General features: G+C 49.2%; 25 protein-coding genes. 19 read left to right on the top strand and 6 right to left on the bottom strand.

Annotated features, from left to right (window positions below; genetic code table 11):
- Positions 1-380: 380 nt before the first annotated feature.
- The 5 genes from M3661_RS13800 (at position 381) to M3661_RS13820 (ending at position 3,990) form a co-directional block, all read left to right on the top strand.
- Positions 381-1,334 (top strand): ABC transporter ATP-binding protein, encoded by a 954-nt coding sequence (locus M3661_RS13800; protein ID WP_251485948.1) that lies wholly within the window; start codon positions 381-383, stop codon positions 1,332-1,334.
- A complete protein-coding gene (locus M3661_RS13805; protein ID WP_083189206.1) occupies positions 1,331-2,161 on the top strand; it encodes an ABC transporter permease in 831 nt (276 codons plus the stop codon). Before M3661_RS13800 ends, M3661_RS13805 begins: the two co-directional genes overlap by 4 nt.
- A gap of 155 nt (positions 2,162-2,316) precedes the next feature.
- Complete coding sequence (gene acpS / locus M3661_RS13810) at positions 2,317-2,718, top strand: holo-ACP synthase (protein WP_021261197.1); 402 nt, start codon at positions 2,317-2,319, stop codon at positions 2,716-2,718.
- Positions 2,719-2,738: 20 nt separating this feature from the next.
- The gene (locus M3661_RS13815; protein WP_251485951.1) at positions 2,739-3,683 is read left to right on the top strand and encodes a phosphotransferase enzyme family protein; all 945 of its coding nucleotides are present in this window, start codon (positions 2,739-2,741) and stop codon (positions 3,681-3,683) included.
- Positions 3,684-3,714: 31 nt separating this feature from the next.
- Positions 3,715-3,990, top strand: coding sequence for a hypothetical protein (locus tag M3661_RS13820; protein ID WP_139070696.1), 276 nt, complete (start codon positions 3,715-3,717; stop codon positions 3,988-3,990).
- A 94-nt stretch (positions 3,991-4,084) separates the two neighbouring features.
- On the opposite strand, the gene M3661_RS13825 is transcribed toward M3661_RS13820, so the two are convergent.
- Complete coding sequence (locus M3661_RS13825) at positions 4,085-4,360, bottom strand: hypothetical protein (RefSeq protein WP_072730606.1); 276 nt, start codon at positions 4,358-4,360, stop codon at positions 4,085-4,087.
- Positions 4,361-4,540: 180 nt separating this feature from the next.
- Positions 4,541-4,918, bottom strand: a complete 378-nt coding sequence (locus tag M3661_RS13830) for a c-type cytochrome (RefSeq protein WP_083189203.1) — start codon at positions 4,916-4,918, stop codon at positions 4,541-4,543.
- 202 nt (positions 4,919-5,120) lie between these two features.
- On the opposite strand from M3661_RS13830, the gene mutY reads away from it, so the two are divergent.
- From mutY to M3661_RS13850, 4 genes are all read left to right on the top strand, one after another.
- Positions 5,121-6,215 (top strand): A/G-specific adenine glycosylase, encoded by a 1,095-nt coding sequence (gene mutY / locus M3661_RS13835; protein WP_251485953.1) that lies wholly within the window; start codon positions 5,121-5,123, stop codon positions 6,213-6,215.
- Between the two features lie 244 nt (positions 6,216-6,459).
- Positions 6,460-9,237: an endo-beta-N-acetylglucosaminidase gene (locus M3661_RS13840; protein ID WP_251485954.1), complete on the top strand. Its 2,778-nt coding sequence runs from the start codon at positions 6,460-6,462 to the stop codon at positions 9,235-9,237.
- 417 nt (positions 9,238-9,654) lie between these two features.
- Positions 9,655-10,179: a peptide deformylase gene (gene def, locus M3661_RS13845; protein WP_065291596.1), complete on the top strand. Its 525-nt coding sequence runs from the start codon at positions 9,655-9,657 to the stop codon at positions 10,177-10,179.
- Positions 10,180-10,340: 161 nt separating this feature from the next.
- A complete protein-coding gene (locus M3661_RS13850; protein ID WP_065291595.1) occupies positions 10,341-10,856 on the top strand; it encodes a hypothetical protein in 516 nt (171 codons plus the stop codon).
- A 236-nt stretch (positions 10,857-11,092) separates the two neighbouring features.
- Here the strand turns inward: M3661_RS13850 and M3661_RS13855 are convergent, their stop codons facing one another.
- The 3 genes from M3661_RS13855 to M3661_RS13865 are packed head-to-tail and all read right to left on the bottom strand — an operon-like array spanning position 11,093 to position 13,568.
- Positions 11,093-12,301 (bottom strand): ROK family protein, encoded by a 1,209-nt coding sequence (locus M3661_RS13855; RefSeq protein ID WP_251485956.1) that lies wholly within the window; start codon positions 12,299-12,301, stop codon positions 11,093-11,095.
- Complete coding sequence (locus M3661_RS13860; RefSeq protein ID WP_021256143.1) at positions 12,294-12,830, bottom strand: chromate transporter; 537 nt, start codon at positions 12,828-12,830, stop codon at positions 12,294-12,296. The genes M3661_RS13855 and M3661_RS13860 overlap by 8 nt, the downstream gene beginning before the upstream one ends.
- A 57-nt stretch (positions 12,831-12,887) precedes the next feature.
- Complete coding sequence (locus tag M3661_RS13865) at positions 12,888-13,568, bottom strand: chromate transporter (RefSeq protein ID WP_065291593.1); 681 nt, start codon at positions 13,566-13,568, stop codon at positions 12,888-12,890.
- A gap of 368 nt (positions 13,569-13,936) precedes the next feature.
- Between M3661_RS13865 and M3661_RS13870 the strand changes: the two genes are divergently transcribed.
- Together M3661_RS13870 and cysK are read left to right on the top strand one after the other, a co-directional pair.
- Positions 13,937-14,614: a TVP38/TMEM64 family protein gene (locus M3661_RS13870; RefSeq protein ID WP_083189202.1), complete on the top strand. Its 678-nt coding sequence runs from the start codon at positions 13,937-13,939 to the stop codon at positions 14,612-14,614.
- A 46-nt stretch (positions 14,615-14,660) separates the two neighbouring features.
- Positions 14,661-15,593 (top strand): cysteine synthase A, encoded by a 933-nt coding sequence (gene cysK, locus M3661_RS13875; RefSeq protein WP_021261186.1) that lies wholly within the window; start codon positions 14,661-14,663, stop codon positions 15,591-15,593.
- A 315-nt stretch (positions 15,594-15,908) separates the two neighbouring features.
- Here cysK and M3661_RS13880 read toward each other — a convergent pair whose 3' ends face one another.
- A complete protein-coding gene (locus M3661_RS13880) occupies positions 15,909-16,526 on the bottom strand; it encodes a superoxide dismutase (protein ID WP_251485958.1) in 618 nt (205 codons plus the stop codon).
- A 515-nt stretch (positions 16,527-17,041) separates the two neighbouring features.
- Between M3661_RS13880 and M3661_RS13885 the strand changes: the two genes are divergently transcribed.
- The 8 genes from M3661_RS13885 (at position 17,042) to helD (ending at position 25,714) form a co-directional block, all read left to right on the top strand.
- The gene (locus M3661_RS13885) at positions 17,042-17,479 is read left to right on the top strand and encodes a GNAT family N-acetyltransferase (RefSeq protein ID WP_021256138.1); all 438 of its coding nucleotides are present in this window, start codon (positions 17,042-17,044) and stop codon (positions 17,477-17,479) included.
- 189 nt (positions 17,480-17,668) lie between these two features.
- Positions 17,669-18,229 carry a DUF402 domain-containing protein gene (locus M3661_RS13890; protein WP_065291592.1) on the top strand — a complete coding sequence of 187 codons (561 nt, stop codon included), beginning with the start codon at positions 17,669-17,671 and terminating at the stop codon, positions 18,227-18,229.
- Positions 18,230-18,463: 234 nt separating this feature from the next.
- Positions 18,464-20,167 carry a tRNA epoxyqueuosine(34) reductase QueG gene (gene queG / locus M3661_RS30280; RefSeq protein ID WP_065291611.1) on the top strand — a complete coding sequence of 568 codons (1,704 nt, stop codon included), beginning with the start codon at positions 18,464-18,466 and terminating at the stop codon, positions 20,165-20,167.
- Positions 20,168-20,364: 197 nt separating this feature from the next.
- Positions 20,365-20,583, top strand: coding sequence for a YneF family protein (locus tag M3661_RS13905; protein ID WP_021256135.1), 219 nt, complete (start codon positions 20,365-20,367; stop codon positions 20,581-20,583).
- 45 nt (positions 20,584-20,628) lie between these two features.
- On the top strand, positions 20,629-21,219 hold the full coding sequence (gene folE / locus M3661_RS13910; RefSeq protein WP_251485961.1) for a GTP cyclohydrolase I FolE: 591 nt from the start codon (positions 20,629-20,631) through the stop codon (positions 21,217-21,219).
- Between the two features lie 110 nt (positions 21,220-21,329).
- Positions 21,330-22,394 (top strand): DUF7309 domain-containing protein, encoded by a 1,065-nt coding sequence (locus M3661_RS13915; RefSeq protein ID WP_251485963.1) that lies wholly within the window; start codon positions 21,330-21,332, stop codon positions 22,392-22,394.
- 203 nt (positions 22,395-22,597) lie between these two features.
- Complete coding sequence (locus tag M3661_RS13920; RefSeq protein WP_251485966.1) at positions 22,598-23,113, top strand: YcxB family protein; 516 nt, start codon at positions 22,598-22,600, stop codon at positions 23,111-23,113.
- 222 nt (positions 23,114-23,335) lie between these two features.
- Positions 23,336-25,714 carry an RNA polymerase recycling motor HelD gene (gene helD / locus M3661_RS13925; protein WP_251485968.1) on the top strand — a complete coding sequence of 793 codons (2,379 nt, stop codon included), beginning with the start codon at positions 23,336-23,338 and terminating at the stop codon, positions 25,712-25,714.
- Positions 25,715-25,775 lie beyond the last annotated feature (61 nt).

Raw genomic sequence — 25,775 nt, forward strand, 5'->3', positions numbered from 1 at the left:
CCGCAGGGAAACTTCATCAATAGGAGAGCATTGTCTGAAGAGAGACACTATCCGCAGGGAAACTTCATCAACAGGAGGGTATTGTCTGAAGAGAGACACTATCTGCAGGGGGATTTCGTCAACAGGAGTGTATTGCTTATAGAGAGACACTAACTACAGGGAGACTTCGCTACAGGAGAGCGTTGCCTAAAGAGAGACACTGTCTACAGTGAAACTCCGCTTATGGAGGACATCGTCAGCAGGGAGAACGCCGTCTATAAGTACTCCGTCTACGGACGGAGCAGCTTATTCACCTGGAGAACGAATATAAGATCCATCGATGGTCGGTTGTTGATACTAAACCTGTTAGGTATTATTTACCATATAGGGAGGGGTGGAACGTGAATCCTGTTATTTATGAACTCGACCATGTGAGTCAAATGTATAAACGCGGCAAGGTGAAGGCGAATGTAGATATTTCGCTGCAAGTGCAAGAAGGTGAAATATTGGGGGTGCTTGGCCCCAATGGAGCGGGCAAATCAACCCTGATCAAGCAGATGATCGGACACCTGAAACCTACAGAAGGAAAGGTGCTATTCAAGGGTATGGATGTATCGCGCCATACGAAATATGTGGCACAGCAGGTTGCCTATTTCTCGCAGGATCCGCATGTTTTGTCTGTGTTGAAAGCACAAGAAGCGCTGGAGTTTACCGGGCGCCTGCGAGGGATGACAAAATCGGACGCCATAAGACAGTCAGCGGAGTTGCTGGAGATGGTGGGATTGTCTGACTTTCGCGATAAGCAGCTAAAGCATTTGTCTGGAGGGCAACGGCGGATGATTGGCATCGGGACTGCATTGATCGGCCGTCTTCCAGTCCTTATTTTCGACGAGCCGACGAATGAACTGGATCCCACGAACCGCCGCCTCGTATGGAATTTAATTAAGGAACGCAATCGTGAAGGGGCGACCATTATCCTAGTTACGCACAACGTGCTTGAGGCAGAGCAGGTAGTGGATCGGGTTGCAGTGGTCAATCATGGACGCTTGCTAGTAATTGATGCGGTCGCCAAGCTGAAGCAGAAGGTCGATCAGCGGCTCAAATTCGAGCTGACCACGGAGTTTGGCCGCCGTGAGGCTGCCGAGCAGGCTTTGAGACAGTGGGGACAGCTTCATATTGATGGCGAGAACCGGCTTCGTTTGCTCGTAGACAAATCAGAAGCGAGCCTTGTGCTCGATTATATTGTTCGTTCTCCTCACTTGCCGATCGAGGAATACGCGGTAAAGCCGCCAAGTTTAGAGGATGTGTATTTCCATATTGATCGTCAAGCAGAGCAGGAGGTGCAGGATGTATGAAATCAGAAGCAGCAAGCAGATCTGATATCGTTAGCCAGTCTGCAGTCAAATCAGCAGTCCCATTCGCAGGTACAAGAGGAATTGGGCGGAAGTTGACAGAGTTTATAATCCTAATCCGAATTCAATACGCCAACATTCGAGACACATGGGTGTGGGTTCTGTTGATGTCAACAATGTTTCCATTTACAACCATGCTATTCATGATTTCTTTTACTGACAATCCGAGTCATGAAGCATTGATCCGGGTCATTGCCGGCAACCTCATATTCGGTATTATCGTAACGGGGATGAACTCGATGGGGCAGGAGATATCGTGGCAGAAGCATCAAGGTCATTTTACGTACTACTTGTCATTGCCGATATCCAAGCTGAACTTCGTAATTGCCAATATGCTGAAAGGCTTAATGAGTGCCCTTCCGTCCTTTGTATTGCTTGCATCATTTGGGAAATGGGGATACGGCATTGATTTTCATATTACATGGGCGCTGCCGATTGTTGTGCTATTGTCCTTGACCAGTGTTGTTGGCGTCGGTGTAGGCATCGGGTTCTGGTCGCCGAATCATCAGCTGACAAATATGCTTGTGCAGGCGCTGATGATGTTCGTTACATTTCTGTCGCCCGTCATGGTTGATATGCATCAGCTGCCATCATTATTGCAGTGGGTGGCCTATATTTTTCCGACCACATATGCGGCAGAGGCGATGCGGGGAGTACTTTTGACAGGATGGACAACAGATGTCATGCTGAACAGCATCGTACTGCTGGGGTACAGCATAGTATCGATTCTTGTGATTCATTTCTTGGTGAAATGGCGTGTAGGCGAATAATTGATTCTGGAGCGTATGTGGGCGCTGTCAGCCGTTATAGGTTGGGCAGTGCCTCTTGCATGTGATACAATTACCGCAAGATTAATTTCGTGTATATATCTGGAAGCGTTGATTTGCGATTGATCGGCGAAGCCGCATGGAAGGAGAGGATCAGGATGATACATGGATTAGGGCATGACATCATCGAAATTGAGCGTGTCAACAAGCTGCTGCATGATCACATCGGTGTACGATTTATCGCTCGTATACTAACAGAACGCGAACAGGCCGTATATGCGACCAAGGGAGGAAGGCAGGTCGAATTCGCCGCTGGCCGATTCGCTGCCAAGGAAGCAATCGTGAAGGCGTTTGGAACGGGAATCGGAGAAGTGATCTCCTTCCAAGACATCGAGATATTGCCGGATCAGCTTGGCAAGCCGATTGCCCGATTGAGCAAAGCTGCTTGGCAGCGGCTCGGCTTGTCCAGCAGCGAATATCGCATTCATCTTAGCATCTCGCACCAGCCGAGCATTGCGTCGGCACAGGCTATTGTAGAATGGCGTACGTCAGATACATAGTGGAATGGGGGAGTAAGATTATGGCGCCGGAAGAAGTGCTTCTGGAGGTATGTGACTACATCGGGTGCGACAGGTCGGAATTGCATATAATTGGTGGTTACGATCTTAATGTATACGAGGCAGCTATTGTAGGGAGAAGTCCTGTCATTATAAAGTTATATGAGCATGGAATTCATAATACGGCACATATTCAGTCTGAAGTGGAATGGGTGCAATATCTTCATGAATACGGTATTCCGGTTGCAGCACCGCTTTCTTTAAGAGGTCAACTTGTTCATTCCCTGCCAACTCACTTTTTTACGATATATGAGAAGATAGTAGGCCAACAAATCCAGATCCATGATGAGCAAGTGTGGAATGAACGCTTATTCAAGGATTGGGGGGCAGCCCTTGCACAGATGCATGCAGCTTCAGAAGCTTACGATGGATCTCCTCTTGTCCGTCCGCATTGGAAGGAGCATGCACTGTACCAGCAAGAGCATCATCAGCTTGATCCGACTGTGCGGAGCAAATGGGAGCAGTACTGCAAATGGTTGTCTGAACAGACGGTTACTCCCGCAGAGTATGGAATTGTTCACGGCGATCTTCATCAGGGCAATCTCCTGATTAAACAGAATACCCCAGTTATCATTGACTTCGGAGACAGCGAATACCATTGGTACGCATATGATGTGGCGATCGCCATCTATCATGCTGTCTCCACTGTGCAAGCTCCAGAAGAACGGCGAAACTTCGCCGAGCGCTTCCATGATGCAATGATGGAAGGTTACACAAGCCATCGCTCCACGAGGCTTATTACACCACGATTGAATGACTTCATCGATTATCGACATGTATTTTCCTATGTGTATCATCATACTTATGCAGACTTTAGCAAGTTGACGGATCAGCAGGTTATCTTTATGCAAAATATGAAACAGTCCATCGTCCAGCAGGATCATTTTTTAGGATTTGCACTTGCGTAGCAGGTAAGCGGAGAGTTCGGAGTGTGTATGCTTGATTCGCCATGTCCACGTACAGACCCTGGTTGTACGTCCGCCCTTATTTGCCAGTTCGAACGTTGAGGAAGTTCAGGCGTCGGGCAACCTTCAGCTAAGCTTTAGTGGCTATACAGAGGATGTGGTGAATGAAGGGTTTCGAAGCGGTTTGTTCACTCTTGGCGAGCGTAGGGAGTCGCGTGTTCCATTACTAAGCGAGGTAGGGGAATCGGCTGTCGACCATTGGTATGATAGGCAGCATGTGAGCGGGAGCGGAACCTTTTCACCAGGATAATAATGAACAGCGTAAATAGAAGATGGGGTTCCCGACAAGGGTACCCCATTTTTATGTAAGAGTCTGCAAAATAATGATAAGCATGAAGCGTTTATTAGGCCTCAAGAGCGTCTACATATTGCTTCGCTTCTACGAGCGACAAGCCAAGCACTTCTCTCGCCTTTTTGACTGCGGCTACTTTCTTGCCGTCGCGTACAAGCTGAAGCACCTCGTCTTGAACAGGATGTCGAGACAGGCCGTCTTCTTGGGCGATGTGGTCATAACTTACCTGCATTGCCTTGATGCGTGCCTCCATGGCACTTACCTTGTTGTACACAGATAAGCATACGAATAACGTGATGAGTGATATCGTGATAGATAGGTATTCCATTCGAACATCCCCTTTCGATCCCTATATATCAATTATCTATTATCTATTATAGCTGAAAGGATAGGCCTCTCAAAGCAAAACGGCTTATTGCCGTCCTTGCTTACTATGAGGTGTTCGTATGTTGGCATATATTCATCGAGCACTTATCTTATAGGGTTATCGGCCTCGAGGGGGAAGAGGCTATTTCTTGCTGGCGAGCCAGTCAGCAATTTTGTCGATTTCTTCTTTTTCCAGACGTCCGCCTTGGGCAGGCATGAGTTTGCCGCCATTTTCAATCGTATTCGCAATCTCTTCCTTCGTCAGCTTGCTGCCGATCTTTTGCAGGTTTGACTCTGGCCCCATCATCCCTTGCATTTCATTGCCGTGGCATTGCATGCAATTGTTTTTATACAGGGTGACAACTTCTTCTGGGCCTTCTAGTGCAGCTGATTTTTTGGCGTTTCCTGAGCTGCTCTCATTGCTGCTATTTGCTCCTCCTCCGCATCCGGCAAGCAGTCCTAGCAAGGCGATACCGGCGACAATTGGGATGAAGCGTGTGAACATTCGACGTTGTGGCACTGATGATGCCCTCCATTCTATTGGGACATTTCTATATGAATAGTATAGAAATTCCAGTACCTCTCTTGCAAGCGCTGGTGTGGATTGTTGGCAGAACGTTCACAACTGGTTCCCTTCATGTATAATGGGCAAGGAGACTGCGCTTATAGGATGAATACTAATTACTAGAGACAAATCAATAGACAAAAGACAGGAGGCCGTCATGGACGAGCAAAAGAGATATTTCAGCCGCGAGCTTCTGCTCTGGTATCGGGCGAATAAGAGGGATCTGCCTTGGCGGCGTCAATCGAATCCCTACTACACATGGGTATCCGAAATTATGCTGCAGCAGACGCGTGTGGAGACGGTAAAGCCGTATTTCGAACGCTTTATAGGGAAATTCCCTACCGTTGAGGCGCTGGCAGATGCACCTGAGGAAGAAGTGCTGAAGGCATGGGAAGGGCTCGGATACTATTCCCGGGCGCGTAATTTACAGACTGCAGCACGAGAAGTGAAGGAACAATACGGCGGACAAGTCCCTAATGACAAGGCGAAGGTGTCCGCGTTAAAAGGCATTGGGCCATATACATCCGGTGCGATCATGAGCATTGCCTTCAATCGGCCGGAGCCGGCAGTGGATGGCAACGTAATGCGGGTGCTGTCGCGTTATTTCCGCTTGCATGATGATATCGCAAAGCCAGCAACGCGTGTTCATATGGAGCATTTGGCACAGGAACTTATTCCGGAGGGCTGCGCATCCGATTTCAATCAGGCACTAATGGAGCTCGGCGCGCTCGTGTGCACGCCAAAATCCCCGTCATGTCTGCTCTGCCCAGCTATGGAGCATTGTGAGGGACGCATGGCAGGAGAAGAGCTTATCCTGCCGATCAAGACAAAAGCGAAGCCGCCGAAACCGGAGCTTCGGTATGCGGCATTGATTGAGGGAACTGGAGAACATGAAGGCAAGGTGCTTGTCCGTCAACGTCCGGATACCGGCTTGCTGGCGAAGATGTGGGAGCTGCCGCATATTCTCGTACCGAAGCAGGTGGGCATCGTCGGGATGAGCGACGCTGAGTCGTATGCGATTCTGCATCATTCCTTGCAAGCGGAGGGGGTAGATGTTGCGCCCGTTGAACACTGGATGGATGCAGAGCATACGTTCAGCCATATTCATTGGCAAATGCGCGTGTACCGCTGTAATCTTCGCAATCTGCAGCCGAAGGACAATACCGTATACAAATGGGCAGGTCCAGAAGAGATGGAGGAGCTTGCCTTCCCGAATGTATTCGTGCGATTGTTAAAAATCCGCTTTCAGTAATCCATTTAGTTACTTTCGTGACATTTATTCTGGTGTAGATTTTAAAGATTTACTAGACAAATTAAAGGGTGCTTGCCGTTTAGGCGGAAGTTCCCTTTTTTTCTATTTCGTAAACGTTTACAATGGTCACGACAACATTGTGGAAGCGTTACCAAAGTTAGGAGAGACTTCGGATACGCTTGTTGAGGCATTGGATTTGTCTATACAACATCAAGAGAAAGTCGTCACTTTGGAGGGGATTCTAATGAAACGATTGAAACCGACTATACTTTCCCGAGGTCAGATAAAACGCAAGTTTGCCTTGATGCTCAGCACAGCGATGATTGCTGGATCGCTTGCTGGCTTCGCTGGCCAGGCAGAGGCTGCGCAGCCGCATTCCTCGTATTGGTACCCGGATACGCTATTGTCGTGGTCGGCACAGACAGACAAGGATGCGGCATTCAACCGCAGCTCCGTGAAGCTGGACACTTCTCGTGTACAAGGAGCGAAGGTGAACCCGAATGCGAAGTCAGACGCCAAGGTCATGGCGCTTGCTTCGATGTACAAAAGTACGAGCGGTGCACCATCGCAAGGCAATGACAGCTTCCATGGCTACGCGTTCAGCTACTGGCAGTATGTTGACAAGCTGATTATGTGGGGCGGATCTGCCGGGGAAGGCTTGATCGTTCCTCCAAGTGCGGACGTAATTGATGCAGCGCACAAGAATGGCGTACCGGTATACGGCACCGTATTTCTTCCACAAAAGGAGCACGGCGGTAAAATCGAATGGATGCGTGATCTGATCCAGCAGCGTGAGGACGGTACGTTCCCTGTTGCAGACAAACTGATTGAAGTCGCGAAATACTATGGCTTCGACGGCTGGTTCATTAACCAGGAGACACAGGGCGGCACGCCGGAAGATGCGCAGAATATGCAGAAGTTTTTAAAATATTTGCAGAAGATCAAGCCTTCCAATATGGAAATCATCTGGTATGACTCCATGGTGAAGGATGGCCCTGTGAAATGGCAGGGTGGACTGACGGACAACAATAAGATGTTCTTCCAAGATGGGGAGGAGCGAGTAGCTGACAATATGTTCATCGACTTCCGCTGGCAGTTCAAGAAAGATGGCAAGTACGACTACGTAACGCCATTCCAGAACTCGCCGAAGGCAGCTGAGCAATTGAAGCGGGATCGCCATGAGCTGTTCGCAGGTATGGATTTGGAAGGCGGCGGCGGTTATCAAGGGGAGTACAACTTCCCGGTATTGTTCCCGGAAGGTCAGGACGCGGTGACATCGCTTGGCCTGTATCGCCCAGACTGGGCGTTCAATACAACCAAGACGAATGACGAATTCATGAAGAAGGAGCAGCGTCTGTGGGTAGGCGATAGCCTCGATCCATCCAAGACGAAGGCGAACGATTGGGCATGGCGTGGCATTGCGCATGATATCGTAGATAAGACGGTCATTACGAAGTCTGACTTCGTGACCCATTTCAATACAGGTAACGGTACGCAGTTCAGTGTATTCGGCAAGAAGGTCCGTGATCGTGAATGGTTCAACCGCAGTCTGCAGGACGTTCTGCCGACATGGCGCTGGATGGTTGACGAGTCTGGACAGAAGATTGCACCAAGCTTCGACTTCTCGAACTCCTTCTATGGCGGCAGTTCCTTGAAGCTTCAGGGCGAGGTTGCGGAAGGCGCTTCTTCAAATGTGAAGCTGTACAAGACTGATGTAGAGGCGACAGCTGCTATGCAAATGACGTTGACGTACCATTCGAATGCACCGGAAGCTGCTGATCTGAACATCGGTGTTGCGTTCGAAGGAGCACCGGATACATATACGTTTGTGAAGCCTTCTGATACGAAGGCAGCTGGCGCGAAGAGAGACTGGACACAGGCAACTTATGACTTGAGCCCATATGCAGGCAAGAAAATTGTTGGCGTATCCGTTCAAGTGGAAGGCAAGGCCAATGATAATCTATACTTGGCAAACGTAGGGGAGTTTGCGATCCGCGACAAGAATGAGAAGACGGCTCCTGTAGGTCAAGTATCGGATGTACGTATAATTGAAAACGATGTCCGTGACGGCATTTATGCAGACGCTCGCTTGACGTGGACAGCGCTGGGCGACGATGTGCAGTATTACCAAGTCTATCGTGTGAAGCCGGACGGTTCCCGTGAATTCATGGGCGCAACAGGCAACAACTATTACTATGTGTCTGAAATGAAGCGCGGCGGCGACATGGAGAAGACGACGCAACTAGCAGTCGTTCCGGTGAATCGTCACTATGAGGAAGGCCGCGCGGCAATGACTTCGTTTGACTGGCCTGAATATCCGTCCCCTAAGGCAGACTTCGAGGCGGATAAGACGTTCGTGGCGCCAGGTGAGGAAGTACAGCTGACAGATAAGTCTTCGGAAGTGACAACAGAATGGGAATGGAGCTTCCCAGGCGGAACGCCTGAGACAAGCAAGGAGCGCAATCCGAAGGTAAGCTTCGCGAAGGAAGGCACGTATGAAGTGAAGCTGACTGCGAAAAATGCAGTTGGTGAAGATGTAATGACGAAGTCGCAGCTCATTACGGTATCCAAGGAAGCAGCGTTCCGGGCAGAGGATCTGGCTAAGGGTGCGAAGACAGAAGCGTCCAGCTTCGTCAATGACAGTGAAGCGCCACAGTTCGCCGTTGACGGCGAGATGCATACGAAATGGTGTGCAGTCGGCAATGAGAAGCACTGGCTGAAGGTTGATTTGGGTAAGGAGTATGATGTAACACAGTTCATCGTACACCATGCAGAGGCTGGCGGTGAATCGGCTGCCTTCAATACACGCGAGTTCACGATTCAGCTCAGCATGGACGGCGAGAATTGGACGGATGCTGTGAAGGTGACGGACAACGAGAAGGGCACGTCCAAGCACGCGATTGCTAAGACCAAGGCTCGTTATGTTCGCCTTAACGTTGAGAAACCAACCCAAGGCGGAGATACAGCAGCTCGTATCTACGGCTTCGAGGTGCAAGGCATTAAGAATGTAGCTGCTGAATAATCGAAGATTCGAAGATGGATAAGAGGGTCTTCCCCTTAGGCGACGATGGTCGGCGAAGGGGAGGCCCTTTTTTATGGTTATAATGATTTGTTGGGTGGACAACCTCTACTTCGATTGCTTCCGGTGTCAGGCTAGAGGAAGATAGAATAGGGAGAATTATTGGTTCATAGTGTGATGGAACAGGTATGCAACAGGGTGAAAAATAATGACATTATATTTATGTTATATTGGATAGGGAAAACTCCAATGAAGATGACATGTACTTTAGGGAGCAGCGTAAAATGAAGCGAGAAGCTTCCCAATAGAACGTAGGGAAATAATAGCGAGTAGACCGTGATTGTTGATTTCAAAGAATGTGTAAACCATCTGCCATTAAGGCGGTTGATAGCAATTGCCAGAGAGAAAGGAGTGAGAGAGATGGCTGAACGCATCATTTTACCTTTTGGAGATCCGATATTGCGCAAGCGCTGCAAGCCAGTTACAGAGCTGAATGCGCGTACGATATCGCTGCTTAATGATTTGAAGGATACCCTGTATGCTGAGAAGGGAAGAGCAGGACTTGCGGCACCGCAAATTGGGATTTTGCGACGTGTTGTCGTCATGGATGTCGGAGACGGATATATTGAACTTATTAACCCAGAGGTTGTCGAGACGGCTGGCGAGCAGGAAGGGATGGAGGCTTGCTTGTCTTATCCTGGGTACTACGGCAGAGTGAAGCGTCATCAATATATTAAGATAACAACGATGAACCGGGATGGTGAGACGGTCACATTGGAGGCTGAGGATTTCTTTGCCCGCTGCATCCAGCATGAGATGGATCATTTGGATGGTGTGCTATTCATTGACCGTGTCGAGGATGATTATCTTGTCCATGGAACGAATCATCAGCATATGCCGCTGTTTCATGCACTTAGATTGACATCCCCAGAACAGCGTACCTAAGGGTGGAAGAGGCAGTTCCTCCATTTATCTCAGTATGTACCTGTGCTTCATAGACTTGAATACACGAAAGGTATTGGATGTTTGCTGAATCTTCTTTATTCCGGCGCTTGGGGTCGAATGATAGAAGTAATCATTTAATCGATAAGTGGAGGTGCAGAGGGATGGAGGAGCTACATCAACGATTTCTGGAGCAGCAGCTTCCCCGTAGGTATACGAATCTTGCTGCCGAGAAAATGCTTGTGGAGAAGTACCGCGCGATTGAAATCCCAGCAGAGGTGCTGGCTGATTTGCAGCGCGATCCACTGGCGAATTTTGAACAGGTATTCAAGTGCTTCAAGATTGAGGATCGTGATGTTCTGAACCGGATATATAGTGATACGGAGAAGGGCATCCAAGAAGAGCATAAGGCCAGATATGAGGAGCGGGAAGCTGAAGATAGGCCTCCGGAACCATCGGAGAAGGAATGGATTCGGATTCGAAATGGAGAGCTGCTTCGAGTTGTACTCACTAGTGAAGATGGGGAGCATATGCTCGGATTTACCGTGCAGGGATTGTGTTATGCATTAGTTGATGATCTTATGATTATGAAGGGGATTCCTCAAGGGGAAGAATGTTCACTGAACAACGAGTATTATGTGCACTATCTTCAATTACTACAGCGGCAGGGTCATTTATAAGGCGATGACGAAAGGGGAGGTCGGTGCTCAGCACTGCCTTTTTTTGTAAAGGCGGTCTTCCACTTACACAATTCGGCATGTATGTACAGAAGTGTAAGAGAGTCCATGGAGTGAGCAATTGCAAGCAATTATTATCGAATGAAGAGTGAGGTTCTGCAGTGAGCAGAACCTCTATTTGTTCGCCACCAGCACTCTGATTATATGCCCTAGTGTCTAGTGTCTGGCCTTATGCATTCTTATGCAGTGATCTTGTCCAGTATCATGAAGGCCGCTCCGATCGCAAGCGCCTCGTCACCGTAGCTGCCCTTGCTGAACATGACCTGATATTGCGGATAATGATAGGTTTTGCGAATAGCTGTTTGTGTTGCGGTATAGAAAAATAAATCATTCGCGTTCATGAGCGGTCCGCCAAGCACCACTTTCTCTGGATGGAGAACGTTGAGCAGGTTGGCTAACCCAATGCCGAAATAAGTAGCAGCCTGCGTTACAATCTCGGTCGCCAGTGGATCACGCCGCCGCAGTGCCTCCATAATATGCGCATATGAAATGTCGGAGCTTGCCCCCGCGATCTGCTCAAGCAGACTGCGGCGACCCATTCGGACGAGTGCGTTCGCTTCGCGTTCAATGGCGTATACGGTGGCATATGACTCCAAGCAGCCGTAGTTGCCGTTCCCTGTACGTGGGGGAATGCCATCTGCCTGAATGATCATTTGCCCAAGTGAGCCCTCCATGTCGACAGCCCCATAGATAAGCTTGCCTTCGGACATCATCGCGGAACGGAGCCCAATGCCGACATGTACGTACAGCATATGCCGGACATCTCTTGCCCGATTGGCCCACGCTTCTGCCCGAATTGCGGTGTTCGCCCCATTATCGAGCATGACAGGCATGTTCAATTGTTGTTCCAAGTCATTGACGATCGAGACATTCTCCCAGCCAGGAGAAGGGAAGAAGCTAGGCTGCAAGATGACACCTTCGAATCGATCCAGCGGACCGACGGCGCCGATTCCAAGACCGAGTACCTTATCTGGGCTGAGCTTATGCTTGCCCGTCCAGTGCTTAATCTGCTTCGTTACTTCTGCCAACAAGTATTCCGGTGTCATGAGTGCAGTCATTTCCCATTCGCATGTATCGAGCTTATTTCCGGCCATGTCCAGCATGACGAGGCGGGAAGAGGTGCGGGAGATATCAAGGCCGAATGCATAGCCGTAATCAGGAACGACTCGGTATAGAATCGGTCTGCGTCCGCCAGTCGAAGCGCCAAACCCACATTCAGCGATGAGTCCAAGCGCAGTTAGCTCCTCCAATACACGAGTCAGTGTGCTGACCGTAAGCCCACTGTACTGGAGCAAGTCCAGCTTCGAGATTTCATCGGTGCGTCGAATGAATTGAAATATTTCCTTCGCTTTGGAGGAAGGAATATGTTGATCCAATGATTTATCCATATATAACAATCCCCGCAATTCCTGACAATAGGATGACGGCTATCGGATGGAGCTTCAGCTTCATCAGCGCAAGTAGTGCACAGGCGAAGATTGCGACTGGAATGAATGATGATAATGTCCACTTCGCCGTGAGCCCAGAATGCATCGCCATGTTGACCGCCGCATAGGCGATCAGTGCGATTACGGCTGGCTTCATGCCGTCAAGTGCAGACTGCACCCACTGATTATCATACACGCGGTAGAAAATAGTGGCAATAAGCAGCATGATGATTGCAGATGGCAGGATAACTCCAAGCGATGCAGCGATACTGCCGATCAAGCCAGATGCAGTATACCCCACATATACGGCGCTGTTCATCGCAATAGGGCCTGGAGCCATGCCAGCGAGTGTGATTGCTTCCGTATACTGCTCTGCAGTCATCCAGTGATGAGACAATGCTTCGTGTTCAATAACCGGAAGCATCGCATATCCGCCTCCGAAGGAGACAAATCCTAGTTTAAAAAAAGTCCAAAAGAGTTCCCATAACATGGTGCATCCATCCTTCTTGTTCGATTATGGGAGGCTAACCATATCTATTCCATCAACCTAGACCGCTCTATTGTTGTGCTGCTTCGCTTGGCGGGAGCGGGTGGCGCTATTGCTTGTGCGCGGTGGCTTGGAACGGTCGTGTGGATGGTCGCCCATAAAGCTGCTGCGAGTGATCCAATTCAGTACGAGACCAGCGGCTGCTCCAATGGCTAACATGATAACGGGGTGGAGTGAAGTCCAGAACAGCAGTGCTAATGTGGTCAAGGTGATGATCCATGTGAACACATTGGTTAAGGTGCGCGTGCCCAGACGCACGGCTGCATATACAATAAGTGCAACGATAGCAGGTTTAATACCGAACAATGCTGCCTGTACATACGGTTGATCACGTAGTCCGGCTGCCCCAGCGCATAATAACAGCATAATGGCAATAGTAGGCAAGGAGATGCCGATGACTGCTGCTGCGAGTCCGGATAGGCCGGCAATGCGATAGCCGACGAGTGCGGCGACATTGACACCTATACCGCCAGGAGCGGCACCAGCTAGTGCAGTGATTTCCCCCATATCGTCTGTTTCCAGCCATTTGCGCTTTTCAGCGATTTCCCGTTCGATGACAGGCAAGATTGCATAACCGCCGCCGAAGGTGGTCGGTCCAATCTGGCTAAAGGTCAGAAACAATTGAAGGAGAAGGGTGCGCTTCTTTATTCGCTGCGCGGGACGGAGAGCATTTTGATTCATGGTGATTATCATCCCTTCCGTTCAGTGGTATGGTAGCTTCAGTATAACGCACTTAATTCCATTTTGGAATAAACTTTTGACCAATCGATGTAAATGATCCGTAATATGAAGAAGATGAATTGCGATTTATTGGATTTTAGAGGGAGTTTAATCTATATTGGAATCATGTTGACATGCATCTCGATTCGTTTACACGAAGAGGTGGCATGATTGAAGAAATTAAGAAGATTACAGGGACATAAGTGGGAGTCATTTCCCATTACTTATTGCGAAGGCAGTCGAGGAAGGGAGCAAAATGCCTGCGAGCTTGTGGCGGAGGGCTTCTATATATTAATATGGAATTATTAACGTAAGGAAGTAGGCAGCGTTTGCAACCAGTAACGGAAGCCGATGCCAGAGGAGGTACATTGGATAAGCGAATATCTCTCGGGCTGTATGTTCTCGCTGCTGTACTCATCTTGGTGTACCATGAGAAGCTGCTTGCTGTACTGCGTCATATGGAGCCTGGAGCAGGTGCGCTCATCATTATGTTTCTTGCTGCTGTCGCTATATCCCTATTTCCTGTCATTCCATTCGGTCTAGTGGCAGGGATTATAGGCGTTACTTTTGGCTTCTGGATTGGGGGCTGGATCAACGTGGCGGCTTCGACGGTAGGGGCTGCTTTGATGTTCCTTGCTGTTCGAAGCGGGATATCCAAGCAGAGCAGGTCGTATATCGAGCGTATCGGCTTACTTCGAAGCTTTAATCAATTAATGGAACGAAATGCATTCACTGCTGTGCTTATCGGACGGATGATTCCCATTGTCCCAGCTGTAGCGATTAATGCATATGCGGCCATGCTGTCTATCCCTCTACGCACCTTCATGGTGGCAACTGTATTAGGGAAGCTGCCGGTTATGTTCCTGTTCGCCTATGTCGGCGAGCAGTTGCTTCAAGACTGGACAAGGATTCCGGTCGTCTTGCTTCTATATGCCGTGTACGTGGCTGGCATTTATGGAATACATCGAGTCGTGGAGCGATGCCAATCAAGGCGTGGCCGCACGTAGCGACACAAGGAATTGCGATAATATCGTTATGGAGGAAAAGTTGAATATGTCCAACATTGCATCAAACATTACACAGCTCATTGGCAACACACCCCTAATGGAGCTGAACAACTACAGTCGCAAGCATGGCCTCGGAGCGAGGCTCGTTGCGAAGCTGGAAGCATTCAATCCTGGCGGAAGCGTCAAGGATCGTATCGGATATGCAATGCTTAAGGCAGCCGAAGAGCAAGGTGTCATCGACCGCAGTTCGGTCATTATTGAACCGACAAGCGGCAACACGGGGATTGCATTGGCGAGCGCTGCTGCAGCACTTGGTTATCGTATTATTATTACGTTGCCAGATACGTATAGTATGGAGCGCATTAAGATGATGAAGGCGCTTGGTGCGGAAATCGTGCTCACGCCTGGATCAGAAGGGATGCAGGGTGCAATTCGGAAGGCGGAGGAGCTTGCCGAGAGCATTCCGAACTCGTTCATCCCACAGCAGTTCCATAATAAGGCAAACCCAGAAATGCACCGGAATTCGACAGCACAGGAAATATGGCGCGATACGGACGGAGAAGTGGATATCTTCGTGGCAGGGGTCGGCACAGGTGGGACAATTAGCGGTGTAGGCGGCGTATTGAAGGAGAATAAGCCATCGGTACGAATTACAGCAGTTGAACCTGCTGATTCTCCTGTTCTGTCAGGAGGAAATCGCGGTCCGCACATGATTCAAGGTATCGGCGCTGGCTTCGTGCCGAGCACATTCGATCGCAGCATCGTTGATGAGATCATCCGGGTTACGAACGAAGAAGCATTCACTGCAGCGCGCGAGCTTGCGAAGCAGGAGGGCTTCTTAGTTGGTATTTCCTCCGGCGCAGCCTTGGCAGCTGCAACACAGCTGGCGAAGCGCCCTTCGAATGCAGGGAAGATGATTGTTGTGCTGCTGCCGGATACAGGCGAGCGCTATCTGTCGACACCGTTGTTCGAAGGCTAAGCGGCAGGCGCTGGAATACTTATTATATACGTGTCATGGTCAGTAGCAGTGTGACGAGGTAACTGCAGCGTACAGCGAAACAAGGTATGAACGTAACATGGTACAAGAAAACAACGTAAAACAACGTACAACGAAATAAGCATCAGCTGCAGGGAAGCACATGAATCTCTGTAAATAAGAAGCCCTGATCCTGTGCAAAGCAGGTCGGGGCTCTTTGCATATGAATAATGTGTTAACATCATAAGCGCTGCTAACAAAAACAGCCGTCCTCCGAGCAGAAAGCCTGCAAGGGGACGGCTGTTGCCAATGCATGAATTACTTGTTCAATGCATCTTCGTAGCGTTTTTCAACTGCTGACCAGTTCACAACGTTCCAGAACGCGGAAACATAGTCAGGGCGTTTGTTTTGATATTTCAAGTAGTATGCATGCTCCCATACATCCAAGCCGAGGATAGGCGTCTTGCCTTCCATAATCGGGCTGTCTTGGTTAGGCAGGCTGTATACGGACAATTTGCCGTCAGCATCTACTGCAAGCCATGCCCAGCCGCTGCCGAAGCGTGTAGCTGCAGCTTTAGCGAAGTCTTCTTTGAACTTGTCGAAGCCGCCAAGCTCATTGTTGATTGCATCAGCCAATTTGCCGGAAGGCTGGCCGCCGCCGTTTGGTCCGATGATTTCCCAGAACAGGGAGTGGTTCGCATGGCCGCCGCCGTTGTTGCGTACAGCTGTGCGGATGCTCTCAGGAACAGCATCCAAGTTAGCGATAAGTTCATCCAGGGATTTATCTTGCAATTCTGGAGCAGATTCCAAAGCTGCATTCAAGTTCGTTACGTATGTGTTGTGGTGACGATCGTGGTGAATCATCATTGTTGTTTCATCGAAATGTGGTTCCAAAGCGTTGTTGGCATAAGGAAGAGCTGGTAATTGATGTGCCATTGTGTCATACCTCCTAATAATTATGTAGCATCTTATATACTTCTAACCTAATTAAACATGAAGCGAACGAATAAATCAACATAAATGTTGCGAAAGTCTGCATTGAAAATAAAGCCTTCGCAATTCTTCACAAATAGATGAATAACAACCTGTCATTCAACGCTATCATATTACCCGAAAATGGTTCTTTTCAAACGAATGCTCCATTGGAGAACGATGGATCAGGGCTAGCAATGAATACGAATTCTTTACAATTTCTATAACCTTTTCTTGTATTGGGTAATGTAAACGCTTTAAATAAAGCGTTTACAAGAGAAAACGAGAGATTTTCCGATCTTTTTTATGGAAGTTGAAAGATAAAGAAGGATTTTCGCGATTTTTGTCGTATTTGTAAAGGTATTGCACAATCTATGTAGATAACCACAAGATACAGATTTAATGTAAAGGCGTAGAAAGGTGTTAGACAGAGAGACAACCGATCACGAAACCAAGCTCAGGATGAGGGAGAGTAAGTCATGAATGTTCGTTCCTTTCGTTTGTCGGATTATCTTCCGGCAACCCAGTTGTTGAAGGAATCACTGTCAGATGAATGTTGTGAGAAGACGCTGGAAGCATTCGCGCGTCAGTTATCGTTGGACGGAGAGCTGGTGCTCATCGCAGAACATGAGGCATCTAGTGGGGAGCAGGCTATTGTCGGACTTGTCATCGGAACCGTTGATCGTAACAACGGCTACTATTACCGCCTTGCCGTACACCCAGATTATCGCAATCAAGGAGTAGGCAAAGCACTGGTAGCGGGATTGGAACAGAAATTCCAACAACGCCGCGTCAAAAACATTATGATTGCTGTGGACGAGCATACAGAAGTCGTATTGCCATGGTTTGAGGCATTGGGGTACGGAGCGAAGGATATGCTGCGCTCCCTGTCGCAGCTGCGCATCGTTGCAGGGTAACGGCGCGCAATCCTGTATTGCAGATGTATTGCAAGGTCGCAATCGGCCTCACTCGGTAAGAGTGGCGATACACGATTTACTATAGCCAAACATTGTACAAGGAAGCATATCTTCTCAACCGTTGCATTCGGGGAAAAGATATGCTTTTCTATTAGTAAAGCGAATTGAACGCAAAGCCGAGGAATTAGCATGAATCGTTATGAGGAAGCTCTTGTGAAAAGTTTCAAGCACGATGGTCACCTGCATCGGGTATGGCTCGAGAACTGGCTTGTGCCCTCCACGATGCGGCATCCTGATCATGTGAAGGAAGACATGTACGTCCTTATCAATAGTCAGACGCCGATTCGGGAGTCGGATGGGAAGCAGTGGGTCAGCAAGATTCCTGCTGTAACCTTCTTCATCCCGAAGCAGTGGTTCAACGTTGTTGCTCTTATCGAGGAATGCGGTGTTCGGTATTATTGTAATATAGCATCGCCTCCGTATCGGTGCGGCAATATTTTCACTTATATTGACTATGATTTGGATGTCATTCGCATGGCGGACGGGCAAGTTCAAGTAGTGGATCAAGATGAGTATGAGCACAATCGCTTAACCTATCATTATCCGGAGCTTGTTGAGCAGAAGGTGAAGCTAGGCCTGGATCAGGTGTTGGAGTACATTGAGCAGGGTCGTACTCCATTCCATGATGGAACGGTACGTTGGTATTACGAAGAATGGAAGCGGTTGTTAGACGAATCTCGTGAACAGTAAGCGAGTAGACACGAAATCGGTGAACGGCGCCTGTTCCAGAACTTAGTTCCTGGGATGCATGGTGCCGTTTCCGATGTTGGCGGATTGTGGACAGGCTTTTTTTATTGAGTATTGGCGCATAGCGCATTAGCGGAATGAATGGAATATGAAAATACATCATGAGACGACAAGGAGGTGAATGGGATGCTTGATTCGAAGAAGCCGCATGGACAACAAAATCATGAAGAGCGGGTGATGCCTGATCAGGGTGCTTCCAAGGAACGGTGGCGCAAGTTGAAGCAGGATATTATTGAGGCCGCCCCGGCACTCGGAATTGATCAGGTTGGCTTTACGACGGCAGACCCATTCATTGAATTGAAGGCGAGGCTGCAGCATTCCATTGATCAAGGCTATGCCTCGGGATTCGAAGAGCCTGACTTGGACAAGCGTACTCGCCCCGAATTGTTGCTGGAGGATGCGCGCTCAATCATAGCCATTGCTGTGGCCTATCCTTCCAAGCTGGAGGAGTCGCCGAAGTCGAAGGCTGGCTCCTATCGGGGAATGTTCGCTCGGACAGCATGGGGACTTGATTACCATCATGTTCTGCGTGATCGTCTCGCGAAGCTGGAGGCTTTCTTGCGTGAGCGAGTGCCTGAACAGGAACTGCGGGTACGAAGTATGGTGGACACAGGGGAATTAAGTGATAGGGCCGTAGCAGAGCGTGCAGGTATTGGGTTCAGCGGCAAGAACTGCTCGATTATTTCGCCGCAGTGGGGATCGTGGATTTACTTGGGCGAAATGATTACGAATATTCCGTTCCCGTCTGACGAGCCTGTTACAGAAGACTGCGGCGAGTGCACGCGCTGTCTTGATGCTTGTCCGACAAGTGCCCTTGTCGGCCCGGGACAGTTGAATGCGAACCTGTGTATCTCCTTCCAGACGCAGTCGAAGGACATCTTGAGCCATGAGATGATGACCAAGATGGGGAATCGGCTGTATGGCTGCGACACATGCCAGATCGTTTGTCCCAAAAATAAAGGAATGAATTGGACGCACCAACCCGAAATGCAGCCTGATCCCGAGAAGGCGAAGCCTCTTCTCGTTCCAATGCTGCAATTATCGAATCGTGAATTTAAGGAGCAGTTCGGCTCATTGTCGGCTGCATGGCGCGGCAAGAAGCCGATCCAGCGCAATGCGATTGTGGCGCTTGGGAACTTCCGTGATCGAAGCGCGGTTGGGGAGTTGCGTGCCTTGCTGCGAGAAGATACGCGTTATGATATTCGTGCGACAGCCGCTTGGGCGCTTGGTCAGATTGGCGGTACTGATGCGAAGCAGGCGCTGCTGTCAGCCTTGAATCGTGAGAAGGAGGATGCCGTTGTGCAAGCGATAGATGATGCCCTGCAGCAGTTCGACAATCATGTGGAACCTATTTATGTGCAGGAGATGGAGTCGCCGATAGGGATGCTGACCGTTGCCTCATCGGCGACAGGACTGTGTTCTATTGAATTCGGCAGTGTGTTGGATACCTCTGCGCGTCTGAACGCCTGGGCGCAGCGCACATATGGTCGGGCTGCCCTCCAGCGTCATCCGGAACGGCTGCAGGAGGCAATTCGCCAATTGGAGGAATATTTCAGAGGGGAGCGGCAATCGTTCGATTTGACGCTTGATTTCCAAGGAACGCCATTCCAACGTGAGGTGTGGCGCGCTCTAATGGATATTCCGTACGGGGAGACAAGATCCTATAAGCAGATCGCAGAGGCAATTGGACGTCCGCAGGCAGTACGAGCAGTCGGTGGGGCGAACAATCGCAATCCGATTCCGGTTATTGCGCCATGCCATCGTGTCATTGGAGCAGATGGCAGACTGGTCGGGTACGGCGGGGGGATGGACAAGAAAGTTACTCTCCTCAAGCTGGAAGGCATGCAGGCGAATGAAGAGCGGATGCTGACTGCTCCTTAATGGAACAGGGGATATTTGTCACGATTGATGGTACGTGCTATCATAGTGGCGGTACGGTATATTCGAAATCGAACGGCACATCGATCGCTTTTCGTTTTCTATGTGAAGTTTTCGGTGGATCATTCACGGAATCTGTACCCTACTTGAATATAGAAGCAATGAGCTAAACTTGACGATGTTGGGGTGACCATGGGAAGATGTGGACAGTAATTACGGCAATCGTAACATTAATTGTAGGCATTATCATCGGCTTCGCTGGCGGCGTGTACTACTTGCGTAACCAAATGACGAAAATGCAATCTGACCCTCAAATGCTGCAGAAGATGGCGAAGCAAATGGGCTACAATCTGAACTCGAAGCAGATGCAGCAAGCACAGCAAATGATGAAGAACAAGAATTTCAAGAAAAACCGCTAAGTTAACGAGATCATGCTCACAAGCGCGGCGGAAGGAGGAACGTTCGTGGCTGGTTTGAAGGATTATGTGAATACACAGGTTGGTACGAATCGCGAGAAGATTGAGCATCATATTAAGGAAATCTTGAAGCTCGTCGGAGAAAATGTTGAGCGCGAAGGATTGCTGGATACGCCAGCACGCGTGACTCGCATGTATGAGGAAATCTTCGCCGGTTATGAGGTAGATCCTCGTGATGCGCTCGGGGTAGCATTTGATGAAAATCACGAAGAGCTTGTCATTGTGAAGGATATTACGTATTATAGCCAATGTGAGCATCATATGGCGCCCTTCTTCGGGAAGGTGCATATCGGATATATTCCAAGCGGCAAGATAGCAGGACTTAGCAAGTTCGCCCGCTTGGTGGAAGCAATCTCCCGCCGCTTGCAGGTGCAAGAGCGGATCACTACCGAGATTGCCGACATTATGGATGAAGTACTCATGCCACACGGCGTGATGGTCGTTGTGGAAGGCGAGCACTTGTGCATGTGCGCCCGTGGTGTGAAGAAGCCGGGAAGCAAGACGGTAACGATGGCAACACGCGGCAGCTTCCGGACGGATGCGGCGCAGCGCGCGGAATTTTTGTCACTGATTAAGTAGTAATGTGATGTATGTGGGTGAACTATGAACTGATGAACCCCGTTCCGGGCATGGGACGGGGTTTTTTTCGGACAGAGCAGGGAATTTGAATAGGAGGAGTTACAAGTCACATGACAGAAGCAAAGAAGAAGTCGGAACAGAAAAGTCCGGAACAAGAAGTAGAATTGACAGCGGAACAGAAGCTGTGGGCGAGATTGTATGAAGCAGCTTCTGCGTTCAAGAAGCAGGCGAGCTGGGAGTGGATGCCGGAGAACGTGATCTTTGGCGTGAGCAATCCCGAAGACGGAGAAGTGGGCTATTGCACGATTATGAATGGAACAGACTACTTGTTCGGTCTGGCGTTATTCCGCGGCGGTGAAGGATTAGAGAGCCTGAACAGCATGATGCTGGACAATCATGAGCAGAATGCATGGCTGCACCGCCAAAAATGCATCATGGTAACGTTCGAAGACCGTACGGATCTGGAAAAGCACGATTTGGCGCAGATCAAGGAGCTCGGGTTCCGGTTCCGCGGCCGTAATGCATGGCCAATGTTCCGCGCATACGACCCGGGGTTTGTTCCATGGACGCTTGACGAGAAGCAGGTCAGTTTCTTGGCGATCGCCTTAGAACAAGCGATAGATCTGGCAGCGCGCGTGAAGAAGGACAATGCGGTAATGACAGCACCGCAATCCGGTCAAGTGTTGGTTCGTACTCCGGACAACAAGAAGTGGGTAGATCGCTGGATGGATCCTGACTTCGTATTGGAGCGTCCTGTGAAGGTTGAAATCGAAGATCGGAATCGTCTGAATGATGTTATGAATCGTTTCCCGAATAAGAAGGGCCAATGGGAGACAGAATTTTTCTATGCGCCTGTTGCTGTGAAGGGTGAAGGCGAGCGTCCGTACTATCCGCGTCTTTGCTTGTGGGTAGACCGTACGACACGTGCAGCTGTAGGTTTCCATGTCGCGTATGATGACAACTTTGAGCAGGAATTCCTGAATCACTTCTTGCAGCTTATTGAAGAGCAGGGGGTACGCCCACAGAAGCTCATCATTCGCACGAATGAATGCGTGGATCTGTTCGAGAAGACAGCACAGCGTCTGAAAATTCGCATTGAGCGCGAGTCGCACCTGGCGTACTTGGAGGAAGCACGTGGAGACTTGTTCGATTATTTCTCCAAGCAAGAAGGGTAGAAGGAATCTATTTACGTTATAAATGATATATGTCCTTAATAAATAGGGAATGAGGAGAAGGCATGGCTTCGCTGAAAGGCGGGTCGTGTCTTCTTTTTTCTTATACTGCTCACCCGGGAAAGGAGGGTGTCTTAATGAAATCGCTGCATGTATAATGGGAATAAAGATGTTTATGCTATCTATGGAAATAAAGGAGTGCTGCTATGAAGATTTCAATGCATATTACAAAGGAAGACTATTGGAAATTTAATAAATTCGTGATATACAGCATGCCGAAATACCGTAAAGTCATGCTGGCGAACATCATCGGCCTGCCCTTGTTTTTAAGCATCATTCTTAAAGTTATCGGAAAACCATGGGTGTACTCGATTGTCGTTGGGGTAGCGCTGGGGGTGCTTTTGAACGTATTTATGTATTTTTCGATTAAGAGAAAGGTTATGCGTTGGTCTGCTTCCACAGAAAATGCAGCCTGGCTTGGCGATCATACGATGGAAATCGCTGAGCATGGAATTGATGAGACGACGCCGGTCGGCAGCGCTCATTACAACTGGGATGCGATACCGGAAATCAGAATGACCAAGGACTGTATCTATATCTTCATCAGCTCGATGCAGGCACATATTATCCCACTTGCTTGCTTGTCTAACCCGTCCGAGCAGACACAGCTTATTCAGCTTCTTGAGGAGCATCATAAGAAAAAGATTATCGTACATTCCTAACTGGTGATCACATAATTACATTCAAGCAAAAAGTCCTCTGTATACAAAAGTTGACAAGGAAAAAGCCTAATCAACATCTTGTAAGCAGAGGACTGTTATGTTAAGATCTAATGTACGATATGGTTATATTTTAAAACGCATTACTATCCAAATATATAATACCATATCGAATCACAGGCTGTCAACCTTGATTTATAAATTTCTAAAGAAGCGGGTGGTTAGATGAGTACGAAAGAAGAACAATGGCGTCTAGAAGAGGAACGAGCGGTTCGGGTGATGGAAGCTATTGAGCAGCATATTGAGCCCCTGCAGCAGGATATTGGCGACATCAAACACGAAGTAGTCGAATTCCGCAAGGCATTCTGGGACGATGTCAAAATCAACATGGACGATATAAATGAGGCGATAGAGACCTTCGCCAGCATGAAGCAGCAGGCAGAGGTGTTAACCGAACGCGAGCATAGACACCGCCATGCTGCGCGTCAGTTGGATGTATTAACTCGCATGGCGAAGTCTCCCTACTTTGCACGAATCGATTTCAAGGAAGATGGAGAAATGCGCGGTGAGGAGATCTATTTAGGCATTGGCTCTTTCCGCAATGAAGAAGGCGAATTTTTCGTATATGACTGGCGAGCTCCGGTGTCGAGCTTGTATTATGATTTCCCTCCAGGCCCTGCGCGCTACACGACTCCTGTAGGGGAGATAGAAGGTACGATGGAACTGAAGCGTCAGTTTCTTATTTCGGAAGGCCGGTTCCGTGGAATGTTCGATACCGGGGTTACGATTGGAGATGAACTGCTGCGTCAAATGCTTAGTCAGCCGTCAGCCGAGCATATGAAGAGCATTGTAGCGACCATACAACAGGAGCAAAACCGCATCATTCGCAATGAACGGAGCGGCGTGCTGATTGTGACGGGGCCAGCAGGCAGCGGTAAGACGTCGACAGCCTTGCAGCGTATTGCATACCTGCTCTATCGGTATCGGGAAACACTGCAGGCGGAGCAGATCGTATTATTTTCCCCAAATCCTCTGTTCAACCGTTATGTCTCGACAGTGTTGCCGGAGCTGGGAGAACGAAACATGGAGCAGACGACCTTCCAGGATTATTTGGAGCACCGCCTAGGCAGCAGTTTCAAGCTTGAGCATCCGTTCGAGCAAATGGAATATTCACTGACAGCTGCAGAAGAACAGGGCTATAGCGCTCGTATGGAGGCGATCCGCTTCAAGGCAAGCCGTAACTATATTGATATGATCCATGCGTACGTACAGTGGTTAGGGACAGAAGGCCTGCAGCTACATGATATTTGCTTCCGCGATGAGGTAATCGTAACTGCAGAGCAAATTCACAGCCAGCTCTACCGTTATGATGCATCGCTTCCGCTGCCGAACCGTTTGCGCTTGCTGGCCGAATGGCTGCGTGGGGAACTGCATCGCGCGGCGAAGCAAGAACGCAAGAAGGCGTGGGTGGATGAGGAAGTAGAGATGCTGGATGATGATGCATACCACGAAGCTTATATGAAGCTGCAGCGCAAGAAGCAGTTCTCGGAGGAAACCTTCGATGACTTCCAGCGTGAACGCGACTGGCTTGCTGCATCGATTGTGAATGAGCACTTCAAGTCTCTCTATTCACAGGTGAAGAAGCTTGGGTTTATTGATATGGAGGGGACGTATCGTCAGTTGTTCGCTATGCCGGATGTATCGGAGCGATGTGCGGCAGCCGGAACGCTGCCTGCGGAGTGGAGAACCATATGTGCAGATACGGAAGCACGCCTTCTATCAGGGGAGATGCCGTTTGAGGATACAACGCCATATCTGTATCTGAATGAATGCATTAAGGGGTTCCGTGTGAATACCTCTATTCGCCAACTGTTCATTGATGAGGCGCAGGATTACTCACCGTTCCAATTCGCATTGTTAAGACGAATGTTCCCGCGCTGCAGCATGACGCTGCTTGGTGACTGGGAGCAGGCGATTTATCCACATGCTGGGGAACAGGATATTAACAGCAGTTGGTTATCTTCGGATATGCGCGGCGATTCATCTACGGAAACTTTCCACTTGACGCGAAGCTACCGCACAACTCGTCCGATTATGGAGTTCGCCCGCTATCTGGCTATGGATGGCGATCGTATTGAACCGTTCGATCGGGCTGGGAATCTGCCGACAGTTACCGTTGTAGAGGACAGAGCGGAGCGTGATCGACTGGTCGTGGATCGCATACGGCAACTGCTGCAGGAAGGGCATCGCAATGTAGCCGTGATTTGTAAGACGGCTCAAGAGAGCAAGGAAGCATATGAGGCGCTGCAAAATGAAATTTCGATTTACCTTGTCGAGCAAGATACGGCCTCATTCCATGAGGGTGCGCTGGTTATTCCTTCGTATTTGGCCAAGGGAGTAGAATTCGATGCAGTTGTCATCTATGATGCATCGGAAGCTGCCTATGGGCGTGCAAATGAACAGAAACTGCTGTATGTATCCTGCACGCGGGCCATGCATGAGCTTCATGTATTCTGTGTCGGCAAGCCGAGTCCATGGCTGGCTGCGGTGCCGGCGGAGACATACCTTTCTCTGTTAGATCCCAAGAAAGCTGATAGGGAATAGAACAGAAATAGAACAGAACTGCCTTATTCGATTAGCCGGCTGTAGTAATCTTAGGCAAGGG

This window comes from Paenibacillus sp. MER 180 (assembly GCF_023713665.1).
GTDB lineage: Bacteria > Bacillota > Bacilli > Paenibacillales > Paenibacillaceae > Paenibacillus_B > Paenibacillus_B suaedae.